This is a genomic window from Paracoccus aminophilus JCM 7686 (assembly GCF_000444995.1).
Taxonomy (GTDB): Bacteria; Pseudomonadota; Alphaproteobacteria; order Rhodobacterales; family Rhodobacteraceae; genus Paracoccus; species Paracoccus aminophilus.
On record NC_022041.1, the window covers coordinates 394830 to 418938 of the forward strand.

The window sequence follows — 24109 nt, forward strand, 5'->3', positions numbered from 1 at the left end:
TGATCCAAATACCTAACTGCCGACAGCGCGCCCGGACGCGGCCGCGCATGTCTCTCGCCGATCCGTCAGCGTTTCGCGAGCTTCGCCGATTTCGCGACCAGCATCTTGCGCCGCAAGGGCGAGAGATGATCGACATAAAGCTTGCCGTTCAGATGGTCGATCTGATGCTGAACCGAGGTCGCCCAAAGCCCGACGAAATCGCGCTCTTCGATCTCGCCCGTCTCGTTGAGGAAGCGCACCGTTACCGCGCGCGGACGCTCGATCCGGGCAAAGACGCCGGGCAGGTTCGGGCTCGCCTCGTCATGGGCGCGCAGCTGCACGCTGGCGTGGAGCACCTCGGGATTTGCCATTTTCACGGCTTGTCCGCGCTTCTCGGAGGCATCGACCACCGCGAGGCGTATCGCGATTCCGATCTGCGGCGCGGCAAGGCCGACGCCCGGCATGGCATCCATCGTATCGACCATATCGTCCCAGATCATGCGGATGGTCTCGGTCACGGCCTCGACCGGCTCGGCGGGTTTGTGCAGACGCGGGTCGGTATAGGGGATGAAGGCGCGGGTGGTCATGAGCCTCTAGTCGCTGAAGGGTCTTCAAGGAAATCGACGATCAGCCGCCCGTCGAGATGGTCGGCCTCGTGCTGGATGATGCGCGCCTCGATGCCTGCGAAATCGCGGCTCTCGCGCCGCCCGTCCAGATCGGTTGCGGTGACGCTAAGCCGCTCGGGACGCAGGACGACAACGGGCAGGTCGGGGATCGAGAGGCAGCCTTCGGTCATCTCGACCTCAAGCCCGCTCAGGAAGGTGATTTCGGGGTCGATCAGGACGCGCGGGGCTGAGGTTCCGGTCTTCCAGTCGTGATCCATCACGAAAAGCCGCAGACCGACGCCGATCTGGGGCGCGGCCAGACCGCGACCCTCGGCGTGATACATCGTGGCCAGCATATCGGCGACCAGTTGGCGCAGCGCGCCGGGCTCCATCGCGCCGACCGGAGCCGCGATTTGCCGCAAGACCGGATGGGGATGGATCAGGATCTCGCGCAACTGGCCGGTTTCGGCTAGCCCGCTCAAATCCGTCGTATCCAGATCCGTGGGGGCGCGCCCGGCAGCTTCAACCACGGGCGGTCTCGCGCTTCAGCTTGACCATCTTGCGGGTGATCATCTGACGCTTCATCGCGCTGAGATAGTCGATGAAGAGCTTGCCGTCCAAATGGTCGATCTCGTGCTGGGCGCAGGTCGCCCAGAGCCCGTCGAACTCACGCTCATGGCTTTTGCCGTCCAGACCCAGCCAAGCGACGCGGACCTCTGCCGGGCGGGTCACCTCGGCATATTGATCCGGGATCGAGAGGCAGCCCTCTTCGTAGGTGTTCAGCCCTTCCGAGGTCCAGGTGATCTCGGGGTTGAGCATCACCAAAGGCGCGCGCTCGGCCTCGGGATCCTTGGTGCAATCCATGACATACAGACGCACCAGCGCGCCCACCTGCGGCGCGGCGAGGCCGACACCGGGGGCGTCATACATGGTGGCCAGCATATCGGCGGCCAGAGTTTCGATCTCGGGCGTGATCTCGGCGACGGGTTCGCAGATCTTTTTCAGCCGGGGATCGGGGTGGATCAGAATGTTTCTCAGCGTCATGGTTGTGATCTAGGGCAAGGTTTTGCCCGGCGCAATAACGGGCTATGGTGCGGCGAGTAACAGGAGACGCAGATGACCGCGCCGAACTTCGACGAACTGATTGACCGCACCGGCACCTATAGCTCGAAATGGGACGATATGCCGACCTATTACGGGGTTTCCCCGCAGGATGGCATCTCGATGTGGGTCGCGGATATGGATTTCCGGCCCCCGGCTTCGGTTCAGCGCGTGGTCGAGCAGACGGCGGCGCATGGCATCTATGGCTATCCCGGCGCGCATCAGCCCTATCTCGACGCGATTCGCTGGTGGATGAAGACCCGCCACGACTGGGAGATCGAGACCGACTGGATCCTGACCGCGCATGGTCTGGTCAATGGCACCGCGCTTTGTCTTCAGGCCTTCACCCAGCCCGGTGATGGCGTGATCCTGATGACCCCGGTCTATCACGCGTTTGCCCGCATCATCAAAACCCTTGGCCGCGAGCTGGTCGAGCTGCCCCTGGCCGAGCGTGCCGGGGAATATCACCTCGACTGGAAGGCGTGGGAAGCGCAGCTCACGGGGCGCGAAAAAGTGCTGATCCTGTGCTCGCCGCATAACCCCGGCGGCCGGGTCTGGAGCCAGCATGAGCTGACCGAGATCGCCGCATTCTGCAAGGCGCGCGGCCTGATCCTGATCTCGGACGAGATTCACCACGATCTCGTCTTTGCTGGCCACAAGCATATCCCGATGGCCAATGCCGCCCCCGAGATCGCGGACCGGCTGGTGACGCTGACAGCGGCGACCAAGACCTTCAATATCGCGGGGGCCCATATCGGCAATATCATCGTGGCCGATCCCAAGCTGCGCCGCGCGATCGAGACCCAGATCAACGGGCTCGGGATCTCGCCGGGTCTCTTCGGCCTCGACATGGTCGCGGCGGCCTATTCGCCGGAAGGGGCGGCATGGGTCGATGCGCTTGTGCCCTATCTCGACGGCAACCGCCGCATCTTCGACGAGGGCATTGCCGCCATTCCGGGGCTGAAGTCGATGCCGCTCGAGGCGACCTATCTGGCTTGGGTCGATTTCTCGGGCACCGGCATGGAGGCGCGCGAGTTTATCCGCCGCGTGCAGGACGAGGCCCGGATCGCGGCCAATCACGGCACGAGCTTCGGGGCCGGGGGCGAGCATTTCCTGCGCTTCAATCTGGCCACCCCACGGGTGCGGGTCGTCGAGGCGGTCAAGCGGCTGCAAGCCGTTTTCGCCGATCTGCAGTAACCGGGCGCGATGAAGAAGCTGGCGCGGCTGTTTTCGGCTCTGACCATCGCCCTCCTGCTTTGGGCGGCGTGGTTGGTGCTGAGCCCGCGCCTGCTTGCGCCAGAGGGGCAGCCGAAGCCGCCGGTCATTTCGATGCCGGATCTGCGGCTGCCTGAGTTTGTTTGGCCTGATGTCACATGGCCCGATTTCCTGCGCCCCCGCACGGCGACCGGGCCGGATGCGCGCCCGCCGGGTCGACCCGAGCCGGGGCTTCCGGTGCCGCCGGTGGTGGGGGTTCAGCCGCCGCTGACCTCGCCGGTCGAGCGCATCCTGATCGAGAAAGCCGCGCGGCGCATGACCGTCTGGCAGGCTGACGGGCCCGAAAAAATCTACCGGATCGCGCTTGGCTTTGCGCCCGAGGGCGACAAGTCCCGGCAGGGCGACGGCAAGACCCCCGAGGGCGTCTTCAAGGTCGATCGCCGGAATGATGGCAGCGCCTTTCACCTGTCGCTCGGGATCAACTACCCGCAAAAGCGCCACCGCGAGGCCGCCCGCCGCGCCGGGCTCGATCCCGGCGGCGATATCATGATCCACGGCCAGCCGAACCAGATCCCCGATGGCTATAAGGTCAAGGGCGATTGGACGGCGGGTTGCATCGCGGTGACCAATCCCGAGATCGACGAGCTGTTTGCCCATGTGAAGGTCGGAACCGAGGTCGAAATCCGCCCCTGATTGGGAGGTGCTCGGGCGCGGGCGTTGGGCGCCGGTTCGGGCATTGCGCCTGTGGCCCAATTGCACATGCGAGACCTACAAAGATGAACACCTCGGGCGCGGGATCGTCTGACGTTCGTGCTGATCTGCCAGAGCGTTCTCCTTGCGCCTGTAGGCCGAGCCGCAGGACGTGCCGCGGGCGGAAACAGGCTAGCGAGCATTAGGCAAAGGTCGCTCTTTGCTGCCTCGCCACGGTGCCACGACAGGGCGCTTCCATCGCGCCCGAAGGTCAGGGCTGAGGGGGGGGGCCGCGTCGTCCTGCGGATTCCGCGCGCCACGAGAGGGCAGGACCGGAAACGGGCCTGTGGCGGGCGAAGGGTGGCTCTGCTGCAACCCTTGGCGGACGCAGGAGAAAACCCTCTCTGTGGCAGCTTGTCGCAGCAGGACTGTGCGGCTAGAGCTTGGCCATGTCGTTCAAAAATCTCGCCCCCCACCTCACCGCCACCCTCGGGTTGGCGCTGCCCCTGATCGGGTCACATCTGGCGCGTCAGGCCATCGGCGTGACCGATACGGTCATGGTCGGCTGGTATGGGGTCGATCCGCTGGCGGCGGTGGTGCTGGCGACCTCGAGCTTCTTCATCCTCTATATGCTGGGCTCGGGCTATGGCATCGGCGTGATGGGGGTGATCGCCACGGCGCTGGCGCGGGGCGATCGCACCGAGGTCCGGCGCGCGACGCGCATGGCGCTCTGGCTCTCGACGGTTCATGCCGTGCTGGTTCTGCCGCTGATGTGGTGGTCGGGCGCGATCCTGCTGGCATTGGGCCAAAGGCCCGAGGTCGCGGCCTACGGGCAGGAATATTTGAGGGTGATGTGCTGGGCGATGGCACCAACGCTCTGGGGGCTGACGCTGAACTCCTTTCTGGCGGCGCTCGGGCGGCCGAATATGGTGCTTTTGGTCACGGTCGCCGGGATCCCGGTGAATATGGCGCTGAATTACGCGCTGATCTTTGGTCATTATGGGATGCCCGAACTGGGCGTGGCGGGCTCGGCCTTGGCCTCGCTCATCACCAATATCGGCCAGATGGGGCTTCTGATCTATTTCGCGACGACCTTGCCCGAGGCGCGGCCCTTCCAGCTCTTCCGTCGTTTCTGGAACCCCGATCCCGAGACCCTGCGCGCGGTCTTTCTGCTGGGCCTGCCGATCGGGCTGACCATGGTGGCCGAAGTCGGCATGTTCACCGGCACCAATGTGATGATGGGCTGGTTCGGCTCTGATGTGCTCGCGGCGCATGGCATTGCGCTGCAACTCGGTTCGATCGCCTTCATGATCCCGCTTGGGCTCTCGAATGCCGTGACCATCCGGGTCGGCGGCTTTTACGGCGAGGGCGCGCGAAGCGAGATCCGGCGCGCGGGCTATGCCGGGATTCTGCTCTCGATCTTTTTCTCGCTGGTCACGATCACGATCTTCCTGACCCTGTCGCGGCAGATCGCCGCGCTTTATCTCGATGCCAGCGATCCGCGCACACCTGCGATCATCGCTCTGGTGGCGGGGCTGATCATCTATGCGGCGGCCTTCCAGCTGGCTGACGGGATGCAGGTGATTGCGCTTGGGATGCTGCGCGGCGTGCAGGATACGCGGATTCCCATGGTTTTGGCGATTGTGAGCTATTGGCTGATCGGTCTGCCGAGCGGCTGGTTCCTGTCGATGCGCGCGGGCTTCGGGCCGCCGGGGCTGTGGCTTGGATTGCTCGCGGGGCTCTCTTGCGCGGCGGTTCTTCTGATGGTGCGCTTCTGGCGGGGCTTTGCGCGGGGCTGGACCCCGGGCGCGGTCGCGCGCTAGGTTGGCGCGAGATTTCACTGAAAGGACCGCGCGATGCGTCCCGTCTTTGTTCAATTCCGCTGCACCCCCGGCAAGACCTATGAGGTCGCCGATGCGATCTATGAGCGCGAGGTGGTGAGCGAGCTTTACTCGACCTCGGGTGAATATGACCTGATGGCCAAGGTCTATATTCCCGAGGATCAGGATGTCGGGCGCTATCTGTCGGAGCAGCTTTTCGACATTCCGGGCATCAACCGGACGCTGACGACGATGACCTTCAAGGCCTTCTGAAGAGGCGGGAGGGGGCGCTGCCCCCGCCGCGCAAGGCGCGGCTCCCCCGGGATATTTCGGCATGAAAGACACGACCGTGCCGGGAGCCGTGGGGCGCTCGCGTGATCCTTTGACGGATGGGGGCCGGAGTTGGGGGCAAAAGTCAGGGCAGGGGGCAGGACAAGCGCCGCTTTGGCGCTGATCGGGCCGGAGCTGCCGGCCTTGCGGCGCGCGGCTTGGCTGTCGGTTCTGGCCGGTCTTTTGTGGCTGGGGCTTGCGGCTTTGATTGCGGCGGCCTTGGCCGGGTTGATCGCGGGGCGGGCGCCTGATTTTTGGCTGGTGGTGGCGGTTCTGGCTGTCGCGGGGCTGCGGGCCGGGCTGTTTCAGATCGCGGATGGGCTGGCGCAGCGCGCGGCCTTGGCGGCCTTGGGGCGGCTCCGCGCGGCGCGGCTGATGCGCGAGAGCCTGCGCGCGGCGCCCATGGCCGCCGGAGAGGTCGCCTCCTTCGCCGGGGATCAGCTGGAGCTGCTGCGGCCCTTTGCGGCGCGTTATTTTTCGGCGCGGGCGCGGGCGGTGGTTCAGCCTTTGGTCATTTTGGCGGTGAGTTTCTGGATCTCTTGGGCGGCGGGTCTGATCCTGCTGATCACCGGGCCGTTGATCCCGGTCTTCATGGCGCTGATCGGGCAGGCGGCGGAACGGGCGAGCCGGGCGCAGCTGGCGCGCATGGGCTCGCTTGGCGGCGAGCTGGCCGAGCGGATCGCGGCTTTGCCCGATCTGCGCTTGCTCGGCGCACGCGGCGCGGTGATAGCGGATTTCGAGGCGGCGGCCGGGGATCTGCGGGCGCGGACCATGCGGGTTCTGGGGATCGCCTTTCTGTCCTCGACCGTGCTCGAGCTTTTCGCGGCGATTGGCGTCGCGATGATGGCGATTTTCTGCGGCTTCTCGCTGCTTGGGCAGATCGGTTTCGGCGTCTGGGGCGCGGCTTTGACCCCGGCGCAGGGGGTGTTCCTGCTGCTGATCGCGCCCGAGTTTTTCCAGCCTTTGCGCGATCTTGCTGCGGATTGGCATGACCGCGCCGCCGCGGAGGCCGTGGCGGCAGAGGCCGCGGCGCGGGACGATGCTGAGGGGGCAGGCGAGGTCATGGCGGGCGCGGGCGCGCGGGCCTTGCCCTTGGCGGGCGCGATCGCCTGTGACGGTGTCACCCGCCATGGCATCCGCTATCCCGATTTGCGGTTTGCGCCCGGTGAGGCTCTGGCTTTGGTCGGGCCGAGCGGGGCGGGCAAGACGACTTTGCTGCGGCTTCTCGCCGGGCTGGAGATGCCGGATCGCGGCGAGATCCGGGTCGGGGGCGCGCTGCTTGGCCCGGATCTCGCGGACCGTTGGCGCGCGGGGCTGGGCTGGATGCCGCAATCGGTGCATTTTCTTGACGCAACGCTTCGCGACAATCTGGCGATGGGGCGGGCGGGCGATGCGGGTCTCGCTTTGCGGCTTGCGGCAGCCGAGGAGATCGTCGCGGCGTTGCCCGGCGGGCTTGGCCAGAGGTTGGGCGAGACCGGGGCCGGGGTCTCGGGGGGCGAGGCGCGGCGGCTGACGCTTGCGCGCGCGCTTTACGGGGCGCCGGGGCTGATCCTGGCCGACGAGCCGACCGCTGATCTTGACGCCGAGACGGCGGCTTTGGTGCGCGCGGGCTTGCTCGCCGCCCATCGCGCGGGGGCGGGGCTGATCGTTGCAACCCATGACCCGGAGCTTGCCGCGCTGATGCCGCGCGTGATCCGCATCGGTGCTGCGATATGAGCGCCCTGCGGCAGATCTGGCGCATCATGGCCGGGCGGCCGCGCCGGCGTGTCATGGGCTGGGCTTTGCTGCTGGCCGCGCTGGTGCTTTTGGGCGGGGCGGGGCTTTTGGCTTTGTCGGGCTGGTTCATCACGGCGGCGGCGGTCGCGGGTGCGGCCGGGGTCGGCGCGACCTTCGATGTCTTCCGCCCCGCCGCTGCCGTGCGCGGGCTTGCGGTCTTTCGCACGGCGGCGCGCTATGGCGAGCGCTGGTTCGGCCATGACGCGACGCTTCGCGGCGTTGTCGCGCTGCGCAGTGCGGTGCTGACCGGGCTGTCGCAGCTGGGCTGGCGCGAGATGGCGCGGCTGCGGCGCGGTCCGGCGCTGGCGCGGGTGATCGCCGATACCGATGTGCTCGATGGTTTGCCGCTGCGGCTGGTCCTGCCCTTCTGCGGCGCGGTCGTGACCTTTGGCGCGGCTTTCGCGCTGCTTTGGGCGCTGACCGGCTGGGTCTTTGCGCTGTGGATCGTCGGGGCGCATGTGCTCGGCGCGGGCGCAGCGGCGCTGTGGGGCCTGCCGCGCGCGGCGGCGCTGGCACCCGGGCAACTGGCCGCGAGCGAGGCGTTTCGCACGCGCACGCTCGATCTGGTGGCCGCGCGCGATGTGCTGGCGGTGCATGGGCTTTTGCCCGAGACCCGCGCAGCGGCGCTGGCCGCCGAGGCCGAGGCGCGGGCCCTGACAGCGGCGCTCGACCGGATTGAGCGCGGCGTCGGGCTGGCGCTTGAGGTGACGCGGGGCGTCGCTGTCGCGGGCGCGCTGGCGCTTGGCGGGATCGCGGTCGAGGCGGGTCATTTCAGCCCCGGGCTTGCGGCGATGGGGGTGTTTCTGGCGCTGGCTTTGGGCGAGGTCAGCGCGCCTTTGCGCCGCGCCACCGCCGATTTTGGCCGGATCCGCGATGCGGCGGGCCGGGTGGCGCCGGTGCTCTCTGTGCAGGCCAGTGATCCCGAACCCATAGCCGATCCCGGAACTGCCTTGCCGCTGAAGCTTGGGGCGCTGTCGCTGGGGCCGGGGCAGATGCTCGCGCTGCTTGGGCCAAGCGGGGTCGGAAAGTCGACGCTGCTCGCCCGGATCGCGGGGGTGCTTCCGCCGAAGACCGCGGACGAGATCCGGTTGGGCGGCGTCTGCGTCGCCGATTGGTCCGAGACCGCCTTGCGCCGCGAGCTGGTGTTGGTGCCGCAGCGTCCGGCGCTGATCGCGGGCAGCCTGCGCGACAATCTGAGGCTGGCCGCGCCCGAGGCTTCCGACGCCGAGCTTGCGCAGGCCATGGCGGTGGTCTGCCTCGACGGGCTGCGCGAGGGGCTCGATCTGCGGCTCGGTGACGGTGGTGCCGGACTGTCGGGCGGAGAGCGCCGCCGTCTGGCCCTCGCCCGCGCGATCTTGCGCCGGCCCGCGCTCTTGCTGCTCGACGAGCCGACCGAGGGGCTCGACCCCGAGACCGCGCATCTGGTCCTGCGCAATCTGCGCGACGCTCTGCCGCAGAGTGCGATTGTCACGGCGACGCATCGCCGCGGAGAAACTTTACGCGCTGATTTCGTGATGGAATTGCGCTAGAGTGGCCGGGAACTGACCCTGCACTGACCCTGCGTTGACAGGAGGCCTTTATGGAATTCGGCATTGTCGAGTTGTCGCGCCTGCAGTTTGCAGCCACCGCGCTTTTTCACTTTCTTTTCGTTCCCCTGACCATCGGTCTTTCGGTCATCATCGCGATCATGGAGACCGTCTATGTGATGACGGATCGCCCGATCTGGCGGCAGATGACCAAATTCTGGGGCTCGCTCTTCGGCATCAACTTCGCCCTTGGCGTCGCCACCGGAATCACGATGGAGTTCCAGTTCGGCATGAACTGGGCCTATTACTCGCATTACGTCGGCGATATTTTCGGCGCGCCTCTCGCGATGGAGGGCATGATGGCCTTCTTCATGGAGGCGACTTTCGTCGGGCTGTGGTTCTTTGGCTGGGAGCGGCTTTCGGCGCGCGCCCATCTGATCGTGGCGTGGCTGGTGGCGATCGCGACCAATTTCTCGGCTTTGTGGATCCTGATCGCGAATGGCTGGATGCAATATCCGGTCGGCGCCGAGTTCAACCCGCTGACCATGCGCATGGAGCTGGTGAGCTTTGCCGAGGTCATGTTCAACCCGGTCGCGCAGGCGAAGTTCGTCCATACTGCCTCGGCGGGCTATGTCGTGGCCTCGGTCTTCGTGCTGGGGGTCTCGTGCTGGTATCTGCTCAAGGATCGCCATGTCGAACTGGCACGGCGCTCGATTGCGGTCGCTTCGGCCTTCGGGCTGGCCTCGGCCTTGTCGGTGGTCGTGCTGGGTGACGAATCGGGCTATGACGCCGGGCAGAACCAGAAGATGAAAATGGCCGCGATCGAGGCCATGTGGAAAACCGAGCCCGCGCCCGCCAGTTTCACGCTCTTCGGTCTGCCAGACCGCGAGGCGCGCGAGACCCATTATGCCATCCATATCCCCTATGTCATGGGGCTGATCGGCACGCGCTCGCTCGACAAGGAAATCCCGGGCTTTGACGAGCTGGAAAAGGATTCCGAAGCGCGCATCCGCAACGGGCTGGTGGCCTATGACCTGCTGACGAAGATTCAGGACAGCAAGGCGGGCGAGGCCGATCCCGCGAGGATCGCGGCCTTCCACCAGCACAGCGCCGATCTGGGCTATGCGTTGCTGCTCAAACGCTATGTCGAGGACCCGCGTCAGGCGAGCGAGGCGCAGATCCTGCAAGCGGCCAATGACACGATCCCGACGGTCTGGCCGGTCTTCTGGGCCTTCCGCATCATGGTCGGGCTGGGCATGGCCTTCATCCTGACCATGGCCTTCTTCTTCTGGCGCGCCTCGTTCCGCCAGATGGATTTCCCGCGCTGGTCCTTGTGGCTGGGGGTGGTGATCATCCCCGCTCCGTGGATCGCGGCGGAAATGGGCTGGATCGTTGCCGAATACGGGCGCCAGCCCTGGACGGTGGCGGGAGTTTTGCCAACCGCGCTGTCGGTCAGCCAGCTTGGCTTTGGCGAGGTCGCGCTGACGCTTGCGGGCTTCTGCCTCTTTTACGCGACGCTTTTCGTCATCGAGATCCGGCTGATGGCCAAATATATCCGCAAGGGCCCGCAGGACGATCTGGCGCTGACCGAAGCCTGGATGGCCGAGCATCGCGCGCATCTTTCGGCCTCTGCTCCGACGGGGAGAATGTGACATGATCCTGCACGATCTCATCTCGCTCGAACTGCTGCGGGTGATCTGGTGGGGGCTGATGGGCTTTTTGCTGATCGCCTTCGCCGCAACCGATGGCTTTGACATGGGCACGGCCGCGCTGCTGCCCTTCGTCGCGAAAACCGATCTGGAACGGCGCGTCGTCATCAACACCGTCGGTCCGGTCTGGGAGGGCAATCAGGTCTGGTTCATCCTGGGCGGCGCGCTGATCTTTGCCGCTTGGCCCGCGCTTTATGCGATCAGCTTCTCGATGTTCTATTTCGCGATGTTTCTGGTGCTGGCGGCGCTGATCCTGCGACCTGTCGCCTTCAAATACCGCAGCAAACGCGAGGATCCACGCTGGCGCGCGCGCTGGGACTGGGCGCTCTTCATCGGCGGAGCCGCGCCCGCGCTGCTCTTTGGCGTCGCGGTTGGGAATGTGCTTCTGGGCGTGCCCTTCCATCTGACGCCCGATCTGATGGCGGTGCCCGATGTCGGAGCGCTGATGCGCTTTGTCGGGCTTTTGCATCCTTTCGCGCTGCTCTGCGGGCTGGTGTCGCTTGCGATGCTGGTCATGCATGGCGCGGGCTGGATCGTGCTCAAGACCGAGGGCGCGGTTCAGGCACGCGCGCGCCGCTTTGGCGAGCGGGCCGCGCTCATCGCCGTCGCGGGCTATCTGCTTGCAGGGCTTTGGATGTGGCTGGGCGTGACCGGCTATCACTATGCCGTGCCGCCGCCCCATGACGCGCCCTCGAACCCGCTGCTCTATCCGGTTGTGCGCGCGGGTTCCTGGCTTCACGCCTATGCCGAGCGGCCCTGGATCTGGATCGCGCCGGTGCTTGGCGTTTTGGGCGCGCTGATCTCTTGGGCCGCACTGCGGGCGGGGCGCGAGCTGTTGCCGATGGTCGGCTCGAAGCTTTCGATCTTCGGGGTGATCTCTTCGGTCGGGCTGGTGATGTTTCCTGTCATCCTGCCGTCCTCGACCGATCCGAAAAGCTCGCTCACGGTCTGGAACGCGTCGGGCTCGCATCTGTCGCTGTTCGTCATGCTGGTCGCGGCCTGTATCTTCCTGCCGCTGATCATCCTCTACACCGCTTGGGTCTACCGGGTGCTTTGGGGCAAGGTCACGCCCGAGGCGGTCGCGGACCCGAAAACCCATTCCTACTAGGAGACGCTCATGTGGTATTTCGCCTGGCTTCTCGGCCTGCCGCTCGCGGCGGCTTTCGCGGTCATCAATGCCATGTGGCTTGAGCTGCAAGAAGACCGCCGCCTGATCGCCAAGCGCCCGGGCCGCGCGCCGCGCTGAAAGACTTGCGCGGGGCAGGGCTTTGGGACAAGTCTGCGGGCATGACAGATCGCCTCCGCTTCGCCCCGATCCCCGCCTCGCTGCCCGCGACGGTCCCCTTCACCGGTCCCGAGACGCTTGAGCGTCGGGCCGGTCGGGCCTTTACCGCGCGGCTGGGCGCGAATGAAAACGGTTTTGGCCCCTCGCCGCGCGCGATCGAGGCCATGGCGCGGGCCGATGCCGAGATCTGGAAATACGGCGATCCCGACAATTACGAGCTGCGCCACGCTTTGGCCGCGCATAACGGGGTGCGTCCTGAAAACATCATCATCGGCGAAGGCATCGACGGGCTTTTGGGCCTTCTGGTGCGGCTGGTGCTGACGCCGGGCGAGGTGGTGGTGACCTCGGAAGGGGCCTATCCGACCTTCAATTACCATGTCGCGGGCTTTGGCGGGGTGCTCTCGAAAGTGCCCTATCTCGACGATGCCGAGGACCCGGATGCGCTGATCGAGCGGGCCGAGAAGACCGGCGCGCGGCTGATCTATTTCGCCAATCCCGACAATCCGATGGCAAGCTGGCACCCGGCCAGCCGCGTCGAGGCCATGGTCGCCGCCGTGCCCGAGGGCGCGCTTCTGGTGCTCGACGAGGCCTATTCCGAATTCGCCCCCGAGGGCACGATCCCCGAGATCGACCCCGAGGATGAGCGCGTCATCCGCTTTCGCACCTTCTCCAAGGCTTACGGCATGGCGGGCGCGCGCGTCGGCTATGCGATTGGCCCGGCGCGGCTGATCGCGGGCTTTGACCGCATCCGCAATCATTTCGGCATGAACCGCTCGGCGCAGATCGGGGCGCTGGCGGCGCTGACCGATCAGGACTGGCTGCGCCTGACCATCTCGAAGGTGCGCGAGGCGCGCGCGCAGATCAGCGCCATCGCCCGCAAGCATGGGCTGGTCGCTTTGCCCTCGGCCACGAATTTCGTCGCGATCGACTGCGGGCGCGACGGAGATTTCGCGCGCAGGCTGCTCGAGGGTTTGGCCGGGCAGGGCATCTTTGCGCGTATGCCCGGCGTCTCGCCGCAGGACCGTTGCATCCGGGTCAGCTGCGGCCCGACGGTCGAGCTCGACCGGCTTGACGCGGCGCTGGGGGTGGTCTTGGCTGCGATGGGTTCCGCCGCGGGCTAGGCTTGAGGGCGAAGCCCGGGGGGGAGCCGCGCGCCTCAGGCCTCGTTGTCGATCCGCGCCCGAAAATGCAGCCCGGGATTATTGCTTGGCAAGATGGTGATGTTCGGACTGTGCGCAGGCGAGGGGGCTGCGGTTGATCGCAGCCGGACCAATTTGGGATTGGCGGTAATGTCGGCCCCTCGCACAGGACCGGATGACATCATCGGGAAATACGGATCCCTTTTAAACTTGTAGAAACAATAGTCGATCTCGATGTGTGAGGCGACATAGCTATGGAAGTCGGCTGGGTCGGGGCGGTCGGCATATCGATCCGAGGACACAGTCACAGTGTAACGAACGCCATAGTAGAATGGGTACTGAGCTGCCGCTGCTGCAACCGATCTCGTTTGCTGGGTTGAGCTGAAATCAACTTCGATCTGGCGACATTCATTCAGCATGTTTTTGATATGTTGCTCAAAGGTGGAATGGGCTCGGTTTGCCGATGTGGTTAAGGGTGTCAGGTTTCGCGAATCCGTGCCGCTTCCCCCCAGATCTGCATTCAGCAGATGGCCTGCGATCCATTTCTTGGGCGAGCGCGACCCGTGCAGGCTTTGCATCAGCGGACCTAGACTCTTCTGTACGTTGGTCGGCGTGCCGAGGCCTGCTGCGACATCGGGGCCGAGATAGGCCATCATGCTGGTGCCGCCGATATCCGAGATCTGCCAGCCTGACTGGCCGGTCAGGGCCGCCATAGTAGTCTGAGCTCCAAGCACTGGCGCACTCACCAGCTTTATCGGAACGCTTCTCACGGTCGCGCGCTTTGCGCCCCTCGTCGTTACAAACCAAACCATAAAAACCTCGAAACCAAACGCAAGCGGCCAAACACGGGCGGCCAAACACAATGGGCAGGGCGCGGTTGCCCGCGATGCCGCATCAATATGCGCGTTTTGTCTGAGGTCGTGGGGCGGGTGTCAACCAAGGCTCGGTGGCTCGGCGATCCTTCGCCACAGGCTGCCTAACCCAAAGGCAGTGCGGTGGTTGCCTTGATCTCTTCCATCGACAGAAGTGCGGTGACGTTGTGGATCCGCACCTCGGAAATCAGCGCCTGATAGAAGCGGTCATAGGCGCGGGCGTTCCGGACGCGGACCTTGAGGATATAGTCGATATCGCCCGCCAGACGATGCGCCTCAAGCACTTCGGGGCGTTTGCGCACGGCCGAGAGGAAGCGCTGCGCCCATTCGGGATCATGCTCGGCGGTGCGGATCAGCACGAAGAAACAGGCCTCGAGCCCCAGCGAATCGGCATCGAGAATGGCGACCTCTGCCTTGATGACGCCCGCCTCGCGCAATTTGCGGATTCGGTTCCAGACCGGGGTTTTCGAGGCACCGACCCGCGCCGCGACTTCGTCAAGGGAAAGCGTCGCATCCTCTTGCAGGAGGGACAGGATTTTGCGGTCTGTATCGTCCAGCCGGACCTGAATCTGTTGATCTGCGCTCATCGCGGAATTCCGTCTTAACTCGGGGTTTAGCTGGGGAAGACATCCTTATTTCTTCCAGCCTCTCGTCAAAATACAGAACTTTTTTCTATATTGGGAGAGGTAATCCGAAAGGCTCCCATTATGTCGAAAACCTTTACGCCCTCGCCCGAAACTCCTGCCGTCATCACCGCGAATGACCTGCGCATGGGTCATTGCGTGTGGATGCTCGACGGGAGCTGGACCGCAGATCCGGGCAAGGCCCAGCTCTTCGAGGACGGTCCGCGCGCCGAACTGGCGCTGCTTGAGGCCGAAGCTCAGGGCCATATCGTCGTCGGCGCCTATCTCGCCGAGGCCAAGCGCGGCCCCAACGGTCCCGAAGCCACCCATTTCCGCGAGGAATTCCGCCGGCGCGGCCCCTCGAACTACTTTCACGGCAAGCAAGCCGAAACCGTGACCGCTTGACAGATCGAGGCCAGCCCATGTTCGACGCCCGCCCCAATACCAGCAGCAATCTCGACTATTACCGCCACCGCGCGGCCCAGTTCCGCTCGCAGGTGGCGCGCCGTCTGGACGGCAGCCTGACGGAAGAGGAATTTCGTCCCCTGCGCCTGATGAACGGCGTCTATCTGCAGCTTCACGCCTATATGCTGCGGGTCGCGATCCCTTACGGCACGATCAACCCCGACCAGATGCGCACGCTCGCGCTTCTGGCCCAGAAATGGGACAAGGGTTACGGCCATTTCACGACGCGCCAGAACATCCAGTTCAACTGGCCGAAGCTGGTCGATATCCCGGATATGCTCGACGCTCTGGCCGAAGCTGGGCTTCATGCGATCCAGACCTCGGGCAATACCATCCGCAACGTGACGACCGATGCCTTTGCCGGTGCGGCCGCCGACGAGGTCATGGACCCGCGCCCCTATGCCGAGCTGTTGCGTCTGTGGTCGACCGACCATGGCGAGTTCCAGTTCCTGCCGCGTAAGTTCAAGATCGCAATCTCGGCCGGAGCGAAAGAGCGCGCGGTGATCGCGGCCCATGACATTGGCCTGCGTATCGTCCGCAATGATGCCGGTGAAACCGGCTTCCAGGTCTGGATCGGTGGCGGTCTTGGCCGCACGCCGCTGCTCGGTCAGGTCGTCCGCGAGTTCCTGCCCGAAGCGGATCTGCTGCCGTATGTCGAAGCGATCCTGATGACCTATAACCTCGCCGGTCGTCGCGATAACAAATACAAGGCCCGCATCAAGATCACCGTCGCCGAGCGCGGCCTTGACGTGATGCGCGAAGAGATCGAGGCGGAATTCATCAACCGCCGCGCCGTCTTCACCGGCGTCGATCAGAAGCTGCTGGCCGATCTCAAAGCCCAATATGCCGCGCCGAATTTCCGCCACGAGCCGACCGGCGATTATGAGGCCGAGCGCGCGAAATCGGGCGCCTTCCGCAGCTGGACCGATACCAACCTCTCGGCTCACAAGGTCGAGGGCTATGCCAGCGTCACGCTGACGCTCAAGGCGCCGGGTGTGACGCCGGGCGATGCCTCGGACGAACAGATGCGTCTGGTCGCCTCGCTGGCCGAGCGTTATGGCCACAGCGATATCCGCATTGCGCATGATCAGAATATCGTCCTGCCGCATGTCCATAAATCGGACCTGCCCGCGATCTACCGTGAGCTGGTCGAGGCCGGACTGGCGACCGCCAATGCCGGGCTGATTTCCGACATCATCGCTTGCCCGGGCATGGATTATTGCGCTTTGGCGACCGCACGCTCGATCCCGATCGCGCAGGACATTGCCGATCACTTCCGCGCCCGTGGGCTGGAAGATGAAATCGGGCAGTTCAATATCCGGATCTCGGGCTGCATCAACGCCTGCGGCCATCACCATCTGGGCCACATCGGCATCCTCGGTCTCGACCGGGCAGGGGTCGAGAATTACCAGATCACGCTTGGCGGCGACGGTTACGAGATCCCGGCCATCGGTCAGCGCGCCGGTGCGGGCTTCCCCGGCGAAGAGGTCGTTCCGGCCATCGACCGCGTGGTCACTGCCTATCTCGCGCTGCGCGACGGCCCGCAGGAGCGGTTCATCGATGCCTATCGCCGTCTGGGGGCCGCGCCCTTCAAGGCGGCCCTGTATCCGGAAACGGCCAATGCTTGATGGAACACTCGACGATCGCGCCGCGAGGCTGAACAACCGCTACAAACATCACGCCGCCATCGAGGTGCTTCGCCGCGCCGTCAATGATCCCGATCTGGGCAAGGTCGCGCTGGTTTCGTCCTTCGGGTCGGAATCGGTCGTCCTGCTGCATATGATCTCTGTCGTCGCACCGGGCACGCCGGTGCTGTTCATCGACACGCAGATGCTGTTTCCCGAAACCGTCGACTATCAGCTCGAGGTGACGCGGAAACTGCAACTGACCGATGTTCGCGTCATTCAGGCGACCGAGAAAGAGGTCGCGCTGAACGATCCCGACGGCACTTTGCATCAGTTCAGCACCGACAGCTGCTGCAATTTCCGCAAGACCATTCCGCTCGAACGCGCTTTGTCCGAGTTTGACGGCTGGATCACCGGGCGCAAGCGGTTCCAAGGCGGGCAGCGCACCGAGCTGGAGTTCTTCGAGGCCGAGCCGCCGCTGCGGCTGCGGGTCAATCCGCTGGCGCATTGGCGTGCGGCGGATGTGCAGGATTATATGGCGGAAAACAATCTGCCGCGTCATCCTCTGGTCGCCAAGGGCTATGCCTCGATCGGCTGCGCGCCCTGCACCTCGCCGATCAAACCGGGCGAAGATCCGCGCGCCGGGCGCTGGCGCGGCAGCCAGAAGACCGAATGCGGTATCCATTATATCGGCGGCAAACTGGTCCGCACAGGAGCGAATGCATGAGCGAGTTTTTCCTTGTCCGCGACGATGGATTCCACGCCGATGACGGGGCCGAGCCGGTGGTTCTGGCCTCGGATGCCGAGGTCGAGGATCTGGTCGGGCTGCTCGGCCTTGATCTCGTCGCGATCGATTTTCCCTCGATGACCGACGGGCGCGGCTTTTCGCTGGCCCGCCGGTTGCGCGAGCTTGGCTATCAGGGCCGGTTGCGCGCGGTCGGCAAGCTCATCGCCGATCAATATGCGATGGCGCGCCGGGTCGGCTTTGACGAGGTTCGCATCCCGGCCGATCTCGCCCGCCGCCAGCCCGAGGAGCAATGGCTCTTCCGCGCCGATTGGCAGGATTTCGACCACCGCGCCCGTCTGGCGGGCTGATGGCTCTGGCGGATGGGGTGGCATACCCTTGCGCCGGCTGATCGCCCTTTCGGCGCAGGGGTTTTCTCTTGCGCCGAATTCGACTAGATAACTCAGGAATTCGACATGACGCTGGATGTTCCCGTGGCCGATACTGCTGCAGCTGCCCCGACCAAGACCCTTCCTGATGCGCAGACCGTGACCTCGGTCACGCATTGGAGCGAAAGTCTGTTTTCCTTCCGGGTCACGCGCCCGGCCAGCCTGCGCTTCCGCTCGGGCGAGTTCGTGATGATCGGGCTCATGGGCGACAACGGCAAACCCTTGCTGCGCGCCTATTCGATCGCCTCGCCCAATTGGGACGACGAGCTTGAATTCTATTCAATCAAGGTGCCGAACGGCCCGCTGACCTCGAAGCTGCAACATATCCAGCCGGGCGATGAGATCATCCTGCGCCCGAAGCCGGTCGGCACTTTGGTCCATGACGCGCTGCTTCCGGGCAAGCGCATGTGGTTCTTGGCCACCGGAACCGGCCTTGCGCCCTTCGCCAGCCTGATGCGCGATCCCGAGACCTATGAGCGCTGCGAGCAGGTCATTATGATGCACACCTGCCGCACCGCCGAAGAGCTGACCTATGGCCGCGAGCTGGTCGAGAACCTGCGCCATGACCCGCTTCTGGGCGAGCTTTACGGCGAAGATTTCGCGAGCCGTCTTCTGTATTACCCGACCACGACGCGCGAAGAGAGCCCGTTCATGGGCCGGATCACCGACAACCTGACCTCGGGCAAGGTCTTCGCCGATCTGAACCTGCCGCCGATGGATCCTGCGACCGACCGCGCGATGATCTGCGGCAGCCTTGCCTTCAACGTCGATGTGAAAGCGGTGCTCGAAGGCTTCGGCCTGCGCGAGGGTGCCAACAGCGATCCCAAGGAATTCGTGGTCGAAAAGGCCTTCGTCGGCGACGGGATCTGATCCTTTCGGTGGGCTTTTGCCTGCCAGACCGGGGGTGTCGCACCCCCGGACCCCCGCGGGATATTTCGACATGAAAGACGGGCAGCGTTGACAGTTGCCTGTCACATGCCCATTTTCCCGACCCGAATCATTGTTGAGGTAATTTCATGCCCGTCGTCGTCGTAGAGTCTCCGGCCAAGGCCAAGACGATCAACAAATATCTGGGCGATGACTATACCGTTCTGGCGTCTTTCGGCCATGTTCGCGACCTGCCTCCGAAGGATGGCAGCGTCGATACGGACAACGATTTCGCCATGAAATGGGAAGTGGCCGCGGACAGCAAGAAGCACATCAAGGCGATCAAGGATGCCCTGGCGAGCGATCCCAATCTGATCCTTGCCACCGACCCTGATCGCGAGGGCGAGGCGATTTCCTGGCATCTGCTGGAGACATTGGCTCCGGCCTTGAAGAAGGGTGCCGAGGTCAATCGCGTCACCTTCAACGCGATCACCAAGAGCGCGGTCACCGAGGCGATCGCCAATCCCCGCCGGATCGACCAGCCTCTGGTCGATGCCTATCTGGCGCGGCGCGCGCTGGATTATCTGGTGGGGTTCAATCTCTCGCCGGTCCTGTGGCGCAAGCTGCCCGGCGCAAAATCGGCGGGCCGGGTGCAATCGGTCGCTTTGCGCATCATCGTTGATCGCGAGATGGAGATCGAGGCCTTCAAGGCGCGGGAATATTGGTCGGTCCATGCGCGTCTGGCGACGGTGCGCGGCGATGAGTTCGATGCCCAGCTGACGGTTTATGGCGGCAAGAAGCTCGACCGCTACGATCTCGCGAATGAGGAGCAGGCGAAGCTCGCCGTTGCCGCCGTCGAGAGCCGCGATCTGACGGTTGCGAGCGTCGCGGCGAAGCCCGCGACCCGCAATCCATGGCCGCCCTTCATGACCTCGACGCTCCAGCAGGAGGCGAGCCGCAAGCTGGGGCTGGGCGCGCGGGCCTGTATGTCGGCGGCGCAGCGGCTCTATGAGGCGGGGCTCATCACCTATATGCGGACCGACGGCATCGATATGGCGCCCGAGGCGGTGATGGCGGCACGTGACGCGATCAAGGCGCGTTTTGGCGAGACCTATGTCCCGAAATCGCCGCGCATGTATAAGAACAAGGCCAAGAACGCGCAGGAAGCGCATGAATGTATCCGCCCGACGGATATGATGCTTTCGCCCGACAAGCTGAAGATCTCGGAAAAGGACCAGAAGGCGCTTTACGATCTGATCTGGAAGCGCACCATCGCGAGCCAGATGGAAGCGGCGCGGATGGAGCGCACCACGGTCGAGATCGCCTCGGCCGATGGTCAGGTCGGCTTGCGCGCCAATGGCCAGGTCATGCTCTTTGACGGCTTCCTCAAGGTCTATGATCAGGGGCTCGATGACGACGAGGGCGAAGACAGCGCCCGTCTGCCGCAGATCCATGAGGGCGAGGCGACGCCCAAGCGCAAGGTCACGCCCGAGCAGCATTTCACCCAAGCGCCGCCGCGCTATACCGAGGCGACGCTGGTCAAGCGCATGGAGGAGCTCGGGATCGGGCGGCCCTCGACCTATGCCTCGATCGTGACGACGATTCAGGACCGCGATTATGTGCGCAAGGACAAGAACCGGCTGATCCCTGAGGACAAGGGGCGTCTGGTCACGGTCTTCCTGACCAAGTATTTCCCGCGCTATGTCAGCTATGATTTCACCGCCGATCTTGAGGGCGAGCTCGATGAGATCAGCGCGGGCGATCTGGCCTACCGCGATGTGCTGCGCCGCTTCTGGCGCGATTTCTCGGCCTCGCTTGAGGATACGAGCGAGCTGCGCATTTCCGAGGTCCTGACCGCGATCGACGAGGCTTTGGCGCCCGCGCTTTATCCGCCCCGCGCCGATGGTGGCGATCCGCGTGAATGCCCGCTGTGTCATGCCGGGCGTCTGCATCTGAAGACGGCGCGCTCGGGTGGGGCTTTTATCGGCTGCACCAACTATCCCGAATGCCGCTTCACCCGGCCGATTTCCGGCCCCGAGGGGGAGGCGATCGGCGATACCGTGCTCGGCCATGACGGCGAGGATGCGATCAGCCTCAAGAACGGACGGTTCGGGCCCTATGTCCAGCGCGGCGAGGCGACGGCCGAGGTGCCGAAGCCGCCGCGCGCCTCGGTCCCGAAAGGCTGGGAGCTGGCGTCGGTCGATCTGCAACGGGCGCTCGATCTGCTGGGGCTGCCGCGTTTTGTCGGCAATCACCCCGAGGATGGCGAGCCGGTTCAAGCGGGGCTTGGGCGTTTCGGGCCCTTCGTGAAGCATGGCTCGAAATACGCCAATCTGCCCGATGCCGATGAGGTCTTCACGATCGGCATGAACCGGGCGGTCGAGGTTCTTGCCGCCAAGGTCACCCGTGGCCGCGCCGCTCCGGCCGCGCCCTTGAAAGAGCTGGGCGAGCATCCCGAAGGTGGCGCGATCCAGGTGCTTTCGGGGCGCTACGGGCCTTATGTCAAATGGGGCAAAGTCAACGCGACGCTGCCGCGTGATCTGGAGGCCGCCGATGTCACCGTCGAACGCGCGTTGGAGCTGATCGAGGCCAAGGCTTCGAAGGGCGGCAAGAAGCCTGCCGCCAAGAAGGCCACGAAGACGGCAACGGCAAAGGCGCCGGCCGAGAAAAAGACGGCGGCGAAAAAGACGGCGACTGGCAAGGCTACAGCTGCCAAAGCGGCGACGGGCAAGGCTACGGCGGGCAAGGCGGCAGCGAAGAAACCTGCCGCCCGGAAATCGACAACCAAGGCTGAGCCTTCGAAGGAGGCGGCTGACGACGCGAGCTAATTCAGGCTGGCGGCAGGTTCAGGGAGGAGGGGGCTTTCCGCCCCCTCTTGCGGCTTCGCCGCAATTCACCCCGGAGGATATTTTGGCATGAAAGACGTGGAAAGGCGGAAGTCGACATGACGCAAGATGAGATCGAAGCGTTTTTCTCGGCCAAGGGGCGCTATCTCTGCGCGCGCTGGTCAAGACCGGTGGCGCCGGTGATCTTCGGGCTCGCCGATGAAAGCCTCGCGATTTTTCGTGCGGCAATCACTGCTGTCTTGCGTGACATCCGTCATCCCCTGACCGAGACCGATCCCGAGATGGGCGCCAACCTCATGGTTTTCTTCGTGCGAGACTGGGTAGAGCTTGATGATGTCCCCGATCTTGCCACCCTGACCGGCCTGCCGGATTTGTCTCGACGCCTGATCGCCGACAAGGCCGAACAGTACCGGCTGTTCCGCTTCGATCCTGACGGGAGCATTCGGGCCTGTCTGGTCTTTATCAAGATGAGCGGGGCGCTTGCCGACACCCACCCGGGCCAGCTTGCCGAGACGATTGCCGTCGGTGCCATGCTGACTTTTGCCCGCGAAGTCCGACCATCTGAGGGTGTCGCGGCACTGCTCCGCGCCGCTTATGATCCCATCATGCCAGCCGTTGCCCAAGATCCCTCTCATGCGCTGCGCCTTGCGGCGCGGCTCGCGATGTCTTCGCCCCGTCTTTCATGACCAAATATCCTCCGGGGGAGTCGCCGGAACGGCGGCGGGGGTGGAAACCCCCCTCTGCGACAGTGAGGAAAGGAGAGGGCATGCACCGCTTTCAGGTCCGCGTCTATTACGAGGACACCGATCTTGCCGGGATCGTTTATTATGCCAACTATCTGAAATTCATTGAGCGGGCGCGATCCGAGTGGATCCGCGATCTCGGGATCGATCAGGCGGGGTTGCGGGACTCCTTGGGGATCGTCTTTGCCGTCCGCCATCTCGAGGCTGATTATCTGGCACCGGCGCGCTACGATGATCTGCTCGTGGTCGAGAGCGCGCTTCATGCCCTGACCCCCGCGCGGCTGGTGCTTGATCAGCGCGTCAGCTGCGGCGAGCGTGTCCTATTTGCCGCGCGTGTCACTCTTGTTTGCCTCAATGAGCTTGGCCGCCCCGCGCGTCTGCCACAGGCCCTTGTCGCCGCGATGCAGGCGAATTAACGGAGCGGGCAGACGACCAAGCTCAAGCCCCGTTCAAGGCATTGTGTAAGGCAGGAAGACTGACGCTCTGGTAAAGCCCTGCTAACAAGCCGCGAATGGCATGATAACGCCCAAGACAGGCAGCCCAAGACAGGCAGGCAGTGATATGGAACCTACACTCGGCGCGGCGGCGCAGCTCGATTTCTCGCTGCTCGGGCTTTTTGCGCGCGCATCCTTCATCGTTCAGATCGTCATGGTGCTTCTTGTGCTCGCCTCGGTCTGGTCCTGGGCGATCATTATCCAGAAGCTGATTTCTTATACCGCGGTTCGTCGCGAATCCGACAAGTTCGACCGTGCCTTCTGGTCGGGCCAGCCGCTCGACGATCTGTATGACCGGATCGGCGACAATCCGAAGACCGCGCCCGAGCGCATCTTTGCCGCGGGCATGACCGAATGGCGCCGCAGCCATCGCAGCGACGGCGGGTTGATCGCCGGGGCTCATGCCCGCATCGACCGCGCCATGGGTGTCGCGGTTGGCCGCGAAGAGGACCGTCTGACCCGGCGTCTCGGTGTGCTGGCGACCGTGGGCTCGACCGCGCCCTTCATCGGTCTTTTCGGCACGGTCTGGGGCATCAAGGTCGCCTTCGAAGAGATCGCGATTTCCCAAAACACCAGCCTCGCTGTCGTGGCTCCGGGGATCGCCGAGGCGCTGATTGCCACCGCACTTGGCCTTCTGGCCGCTATTCCGGCGGTGGTTTTCTACAACAAGCTTTCGGGCGATGCTGATCGGATTGTCGGCGGCTACGAGGCCTTTACCGACGAATTCTCGACGATCCTGTCGCGTCAGCTGGACGAGGACTGAGCCATGGGCGCGGGCGTGGTCAAGAAAAGCGGCGGGCGGCGGGGATCGCGCAGAGGGCGCAGCCAACCGATGGCCGAAATCAACGTCACGCCCTTCGTGGACGTGATGCTGGTCTTGCTGATCGTGTTCATGGTCGCAGCCCCCATGCTGACCGTGGGCGTGCCGCTGGAACTCCCGAAAACCGCCGCGACGGCTGTGCCTTCCGAGCAGGAAGAGCCGCTCACTGTCTCGATCACCCCTGAGGGGCCGCTCGTGCTGATGACGAGCGAGGTCGCTGAAGAAGAGCTGATCTCGCGTCTCGCCGCGGTTGCCGCCGAGCGTCAGAGCAACAAGATCTATCTGCGTGCCGATGGCTCGATCCCTTACGCGCGCGTCATGCAGGTCATGGGCGCTTTGAATGCGGCGGGTTACAACAATATCGTGCTGGTGACAGAAACCGGCGGACCGCGGATGGGCGGCTAAG

General features: G+C 64.6%; 25 protein-coding genes. 20 read left to right on the forward strand and 5 right to left on the reverse strand.

Going from position 1 to position 24109, the window contains the following annotated elements; genetic code table 11:
* Positions 1–65: 65 nt before the first annotated feature.
* From def (JCM7686_RS02025) to def (JCM7686_RS02035), 3 genes are read right to left on the reverse strand one after another with little or no spacing between them, the layout of a single operon-like run.
* Positions 66–566, reverse strand: a complete 501-nt coding sequence (gene def, locus JCM7686_RS02025) for a peptide deformylase (protein ID WP_020949198.1) — start codon at positions 564–566, stop codon at positions 66–68.
* Complete coding sequence (def, locus tag JCM7686_RS02030) at positions 563–1114, reverse strand: peptide deformylase (protein WP_020949199.1); 552 nt, start codon at positions 1112–1114, stop codon at positions 563–565. The genes def (JCM7686_RS02025) and def (JCM7686_RS02030) overlap by 4 nt, the downstream gene beginning before the upstream one ends.
* Positions 1107–1628, reverse strand: a complete 522-nt coding sequence (gene def / locus JCM7686_RS02035) for a peptide deformylase (RefSeq protein ID WP_020949200.1) — start codon at positions 1626–1628, stop codon at positions 1107–1109. The genes def (JCM7686_RS02030) and def (JCM7686_RS02035) overlap by 8 nt, the downstream gene beginning before the upstream one ends.
* A gap of 72 nt (positions 1629–1700) precedes the next feature.
* On the opposite strand from def (JCM7686_RS02035), the gene JCM7686_RS02040 reads away from it, so the two are divergent.
* The 10 genes from JCM7686_RS02040 (at position 1701) to JCM7686_RS02080 (ending at position 13157) form a co-directional block, all read left to right on the forward strand.
* Positions 1701–2882 (forward strand): MalY/PatB family protein, encoded by a 1182-nt coding sequence (locus JCM7686_RS02040; RefSeq protein ID WP_020949201.1) that lies wholly within the window; start codon positions 1701–1703, stop codon positions 2880–2882.
* Positions 2883–2891: 9 nt separating this feature from the next.
* Positions 2892–3593 (forward strand): L,D-transpeptidase family protein, encoded by a 702-nt coding sequence (locus JCM7686_RS02045; RefSeq protein WP_020949202.1) that lies wholly within the window; start codon positions 2892–2894, stop codon positions 3591–3593.
* A gap of 446 nt (positions 3594–4039) precedes the next feature.
* A complete protein-coding gene (locus JCM7686_RS02050; RefSeq protein ID WP_020949203.1) occupies positions 4040–5413 on the forward strand; it encodes an MATE family efflux transporter in 1374 nt (457 codons plus the stop codon).
* 33 nt (positions 5414–5446) lie between these two features.
* Complete coding sequence (locus JCM7686_RS02055; protein ID WP_020949204.1) at positions 5447–5683, forward strand: Lrp/AsnC family transcriptional regulator; 237 nt, start codon at positions 5447–5449, stop codon at positions 5681–5683.
* A 171-nt stretch (positions 5684–5854) separates the two neighbouring features.
* Entirely contained in the window at positions 5855–7456 is a 1602-nt protein-coding gene (locus JCM7686_RS02060) for an ABC transporter ATP-binding protein/permease (RefSeq protein ID WP_041527070.1), read from the forward strand.
* Positions 7453–9045: an amino acid ABC transporter ATP-binding/permease protein gene (locus JCM7686_RS02065; protein WP_020949206.1), complete on the forward strand. Its 1593-nt coding sequence runs from the start codon at positions 7453–7455 to the stop codon at positions 9043–9045. The genes JCM7686_RS02060 and JCM7686_RS02065 overlap by 4 nt, the downstream gene beginning before the upstream one ends.
* Positions 9046–9095: 50 nt before the next feature.
* Entirely contained in the window at positions 9096–10694 is a 1599-nt protein-coding gene (locus JCM7686_RS02070; protein ID WP_020949207.1) for a cytochrome ubiquinol oxidase subunit I, read from the forward strand.
* A 1-nt stretch (position 10695) separates the two neighbouring features.
* Positions 10696–11859 (forward strand): cytochrome d ubiquinol oxidase subunit II, encoded by a 1164-nt coding sequence (gene cydB, locus JCM7686_RS02075; RefSeq protein WP_020949208.1) that lies wholly within the window; start codon positions 10696–10698, stop codon positions 11857–11859.
* Positions 11860–11868: 9 nt separating this feature from the next.
* Positions 11869–11997, forward strand: a complete 129-nt coding sequence (gene cydX / locus JCM7686_RS23800; protein WP_084621013.1) for a cytochrome bd-I oxidase subunit CydX — start codon at positions 11869–11871, stop codon at positions 11995–11997.
* A gap of 41 nt (positions 11998–12038) precedes the next feature.
* Positions 12039–13157, forward strand: coding sequence for a pyridoxal phosphate-dependent aminotransferase (locus JCM7686_RS02080; RefSeq protein ID WP_020949209.1), 1119 nt, complete (start codon positions 12039–12041; stop codon positions 13155–13157).
* Positions 13158–13192: 35 nt separating this feature from the next.
* Here the strand turns inward: JCM7686_RS02080 and JCM7686_RS02085 are convergent, their stop codons facing one another.
* Together JCM7686_RS02085 and JCM7686_RS02090 are read right to left on the reverse strand one after the other, a co-directional pair.
* Positions 13193–13888, reverse strand: a complete 696-nt coding sequence (locus JCM7686_RS02085) for a hypothetical protein (RefSeq protein WP_020949210.1) — start codon at positions 13886–13888, stop codon at positions 13193–13195.
* Between the two features lie 263 nt (positions 13889–14151).
* Positions 14152–14616, reverse strand: a complete 465-nt coding sequence (locus JCM7686_RS02090) for an Lrp/AsnC family transcriptional regulator (protein WP_041527511.1) — start codon at positions 14614–14616, stop codon at positions 14152–14154.
* Between the two features lie 138 nt (positions 14617–14754).
* Here JCM7686_RS02090 and JCM7686_RS02095 point away from each other — a divergent pair, with 138 nt between their 5' ends.
* The 10 genes from JCM7686_RS02095 to JCM7686_RS02140 all read left to right on the forward strand — a co-directional run bounded on the left by JCM7686_RS02095 (position 14755) and on the right by JCM7686_RS02140 (position 24108).
* On the forward strand, positions 14755–15075 hold the full coding sequence (locus JCM7686_RS02095; RefSeq protein WP_041527071.1) for a DUF2849 domain-containing protein: 321 nt from the start codon (positions 14755–14757) through the stop codon (positions 15073–15075).
* A 17-nt stretch (positions 15076–15092) separates the two neighbouring features.
* A complete protein-coding gene (locus JCM7686_RS02100) occupies positions 15093–16763 on the forward strand; it encodes a nitrite/sulfite reductase (protein WP_020949213.1) in 1671 nt (556 codons plus the stop codon).
* Positions 16756–17487 (forward strand): phosphoadenylyl-sulfate reductase, encoded by a 732-nt coding sequence (locus JCM7686_RS02105; RefSeq protein ID WP_041527072.1) that lies wholly within the window; start codon positions 16756–16758, stop codon positions 17485–17487. Before JCM7686_RS02100 ends, JCM7686_RS02105 begins: the two co-directional genes overlap by 8 nt.
* A complete protein-coding gene (locus JCM7686_RS02110) occupies positions 17484–17855 on the forward strand; it encodes a DUF934 domain-containing protein (RefSeq protein ID WP_020949215.1) in 372 nt (123 codons plus the stop codon). Before JCM7686_RS02105 ends, JCM7686_RS02110 begins: the two co-directional genes overlap by 4 nt.
* Positions 17856–17960: 105 nt before the next feature.
* Positions 17961–18803, forward strand: coding sequence for a ferredoxin--NADP reductase (locus JCM7686_RS02115; protein ID WP_020949216.1), 843 nt, complete (start codon positions 17961–17963; stop codon positions 18801–18803).
* Between the two features lie 146 nt (positions 18804–18949).
* Complete coding sequence (gene topA, locus JCM7686_RS02120; protein WP_020949217.1) at positions 18950–21628, forward strand: type I DNA topoisomerase; 2679 nt, start codon at positions 18950–18952, stop codon at positions 21626–21628.
* Positions 21629–21675: 47 nt separating this feature from the next.
* A complete protein-coding gene (locus tag JCM7686_RS02125; RefSeq protein WP_328286676.1) occupies positions 21676–22332 on the forward strand; it encodes a hypothetical protein in 657 nt (218 codons plus the stop codon).
* Positions 22333–22412: 80 nt separating this feature from the next.
* Positions 22413–22805, forward strand: a complete 393-nt coding sequence (ybgC, locus tag JCM7686_RS02130; RefSeq protein ID WP_020949219.1) for a tol-pal system-associated acyl-CoA thioesterase — start codon at positions 22413–22415, stop codon at positions 22803–22805.
* 145 nt (positions 22806–22950) lie between these two features.
* Positions 22951–23646 carry a protein TolQ gene (gene tolQ / locus JCM7686_RS02135; RefSeq protein ID WP_041527073.1) on the forward strand — a complete coding sequence of 232 codons (696 nt, stop codon included), beginning with the start codon at positions 22951–22953 and terminating at the stop codon, positions 23644–23646.
* A gap of 3 nt (positions 23647–23649) precedes the next feature.
* A complete protein-coding gene (locus tag JCM7686_RS02140) occupies positions 23650–24108 on the forward strand; it encodes an ExbD/TolR family protein (RefSeq protein ID WP_020949221.1) in 459 nt (152 codons plus the stop codon).
* The last annotated feature ends 1 nt before the right edge of the window (position 24109 follow it).